General features: G+C 67.9%; 3 protein-coding genes. All 3 read left to right on the forward strand.

Annotated elements, in window-relative coordinates; translation table 11 throughout:
* Window positions 1-99 precede the first annotated feature (99 nt).
* The 3 genes from EG885_RS22115 (at window position 100) to EG885_RS22125 (ending at window position 3,046) form a co-directional block, all read left to right on the forward strand.
* Complete coding sequence (locus EG885_RS22115) at window positions 100-765, forward strand: haloacid dehalogenase type II (RefSeq protein WP_131578992.1); 666 nt, start codon at window positions 100-102, stop codon at window positions 763-765.
* An 8-nt stretch (window positions 766-773) separates the two neighbouring features.
* A complete protein-coding gene (locus EG885_RS22120; RefSeq protein WP_242679803.1) occupies window positions 774-2,063 on the forward strand; it encodes an NAD(P)/FAD-dependent oxidoreductase in 1,290 nt (429 codons plus the stop codon).
* Window positions 2,064-2,164: 101 nt separating this feature from the next.
* Window positions 2,165-3,046 carry a GNAT family N-acetyltransferase gene (locus EG885_RS22125; protein WP_165571272.1) on the forward strand — a complete coding sequence of 294 codons (882 nt, stop codon included), beginning with the start codon at window positions 2,165-2,167 and terminating at the stop codon, window positions 3,044-3,046.
* Window positions 3,047-3,168 lie beyond the last annotated feature (122 nt).

Consider the following 3,168-nt stretch of genomic DNA (forward strand, 5'->3'; position numbering starts at 1 on the left):
GCCCCGATACGCAATATCCTGCGCTGTGCTTTGCCAAACGCGGCAGCCCCCGCCCCTGGCCCCGGTGCATGCTGATCGGAACAGAAAGCGAGGCGGCCCATGACCTTTCATCCCAAATTCATCACCTTTGACTGTCACGGCACGATGATCCTGTTCGATATGGCGACAGCCGCCCGCGACCATTACGGCGCGCAGCTGTCGGAACCGCAGATGGCGGCGTTCATCCGCGACTTTTCCGCCTATCGGCTGGACGAGGTGCTGGGCGCGTGGAAACCCTATGCCGAGGTGGTCCATAACGCCGTCGAACGGACCTGCAGGGCGCATGGGCTGGCCTTCGATCCCGCCGTCGCGGCCCAGATCTATGACCGCGTGCCGGGCTGGGGTCCGCATGCCGATGTGCCCGCCGGGCTGGCCGCGATCGGCGGTCGCATTCCGCTGGTCGCGCTGACCAATTCGATGAACGACCAGATCCCCCATAACATCGCCAGACTGGGCGCCCCCATCGCGCATGTGTTCACGGCAGAAAGCGCCGGCGCCTACAAGCCGCGGATGCAGGCCTTCGAATACATGTTCGACATGCTGAATTGCGGCCCCGGGGATGTGCTGCACGTGTCGTCCAGCTTTCGCTATGACCTGATGACGGCGCATGATCTGGGCATCCGCAACAAGGTCTGGGTCAATCGCGGCCATGAACCGGCCAACCCCGCCTATGGCTATACCGAGATCGCCGATGTGTCCGGGCTGGCGGCGGTCGTCGGGTTGTGAGCGGCGCGATGACCGGGCCGATCAGGTTCGCGTCCTATTGGCACGACACCATGCCCGCCTTTGACCACGGCCAGCAGGGGCCGGTCGCGGGTCGGTTCGACACGGCGATCATCGGCGGCGGCTTTACCGGCCTGTCCGCCGCCCTGACGCTGGCCCGCGCCGGGCAGCGCGTCGCCTTGCTGGAGGCCGGGGGCCTGGGCCATGGCGCGTCGGGGCGCAATGGCGGGCATCTGAACAATGGCATCGCGCATGATTACCCTGCGGCCGTGGCGCATCTGGGGGCGGACCAGGCGGCGGGTTTGTACCGGGCCTATGACGCCTCGATCGACCTGATTGAACGGATCATCGCGGATGAGGGGATCGAATGCGGTTTTCGCCGATCCGGCAAGCTGAAGCTGGCCTCCAAACCCTCGCATGTGGCGGGGCTGCGGGCGAATTTTCAGGCGCTGAACGCGGGCGTCGATCCGCAGACCGAATGGCTGGACCGGGCGGCGCTGACATCCGAGATCGGATCGGACAGCTTTCACGGCGCGATCCTGTACCGGCGTTCCGCGATGATGGATATGGGGCGCTATGTGACGGGGCTGGGGACGGCTGCGGCCCGCCACGGCGCGCAGATCTGGGAAAATGCCCGCGTCACCGCGCGCGCGCCGAAGGATGGCGGCTGGCAGCTGACCACCCCGCGCGGCAGCCTGCAGGCGCAGCGCGTCATTCTGGCGACGGATGCCTATACCGACGGGCTGTTCCCCTTTTTCCGGCGCCGGATGCTGACGGTGGGGTCGTTTCTGCTGACCACCCGCCCCCTGAGCGCGGACGAGGTCGCCCGCACCCTGCCGGGCGAACGCACCTGCGTCACCTCGATGAATATCGGCAATTATTTCCGCCTGACCCCGGACCGGCGCCTGCTGTTCGGAGGCCGCGCGCGGTTCACGGCGCAAAGCGACACGCAGGCCGATGCGCGGTCGGGGGCGATCCTGCAACGGGCGCTGGCGGGGATCTTTCCGCATCTGGCGGGCATCGGCATCGATCATTGCTGGGGCGGGCTGGTCGGCATGACCCCCGACCGCTATCCCCGCGCGGGTCAGGCCGACGGAGTGCTGTATGCCTTGGGGTATTCCGGGCATGGGGCGCAGATCTCGACCCTGATGGGGACGGTGCTGGCGCGGATGGCGCTTGGCCTGCCCGCTGACAACCCGGTCGAGGGGCTGCCCCTGACCCCCGTCCCGCTGCATGGGGCCCGGCGCTGGTTCCTGCCGGTGGTCGGCGCATGGTATGGGGCCAGGGACCGGCTGTCCTGACCCCCGCCATCCATATCTGCCGTCCCACGCGGCAGAATGGCAGAATATTCTTTGCCCGCCCGGTTAGCCTTAGGCGCAGCCAAAACGCTAAGGAGGGCGCGATGGACATCCCGGCCAGCAAGCAGGTCCAGACCTATCGCCTCAGCGCGCAGGATCTGCGCGATCAGGATCTGCCGCTGCTGCATGAACTGTCGGTCTCGGTCTGCTGGCCGCACCGGATGCATGATCTGCGGCTGTTCAAGCGGTTCGGCCACGGGCTGCTGGCCACCGATCCGATCGGGCGCGTCGCGGGATCCGCCCTGTGGTTCCCGATGGGTCAGGCCGAGGCGAATATCGGCTTTGTCATCACCTCGCCCCGGCTGCAGGCGCATGGCGCGGGGCGCTGGCTGATGGACCGGATCATCGCGCAGGCGGGGCGCCCGGGCTATCGCCTGAACGCCACCCGGGCGGCGCTGGATCTGTACCGCGCCATGGGGTTCCGCACCATCCGCACCATTCATCAGCGGCAGGGTATCGTCACCGCCACGCCCGAGGCCCCGGTGCCGCAGGGCCTGCAACTGCGGCAGGGAGGCGCGGCGGATCTGCCGCGTCTGGTGGCGCTGGACGCTGCCGCCTATGGCCTGCCGCGACCGGGCATTCTGGCGGCCCTGCTGGAAACCGACGCGCCCCTGCTGCTGGAGGATGCCTCGGGCGATCTGGCCGGGTTCTCGATCTGCCGCCGGGCCGGGCGGGGGTATGTGATCGGCCCGGTGGTGGCCCCCACGACCGCCGCCGCGATGGCGCTGATCGCGCCGCATATCCAGACCCATCGGGGCCGCTTCCTGCGCATCGACACCGGACGCCCGGAACCCGAGCTTCTGGATCTGCTGGACCGCGCGGGCATCGCCGCCTTTGACACGGTGACCGAGATGCATCTGGGCCAGGTCACCCCCGGCACCGGCCCGGCGCTGACCTTTGGCCTGATCAGCCACCCGTTCGGCTAGGGTCAGGATGCATTGATTTCCGTTTCGCGGCGTGATTCACGGCCCAGAAACGGAGCGGTGACATGAGCGACCTTTTCTGGCTGACTGCCGCGCAGATGGCACGCATGGCCCCCTTTTTTCCA

The organism is Paracoccus nototheniae (genome assembly GCF_004335005.1).
GTDB lineage: Bacteria > Pseudomonadota > Alphaproteobacteria > Rhodobacterales > Rhodobacteraceae > Paracoccus > Paracoccus nototheniae.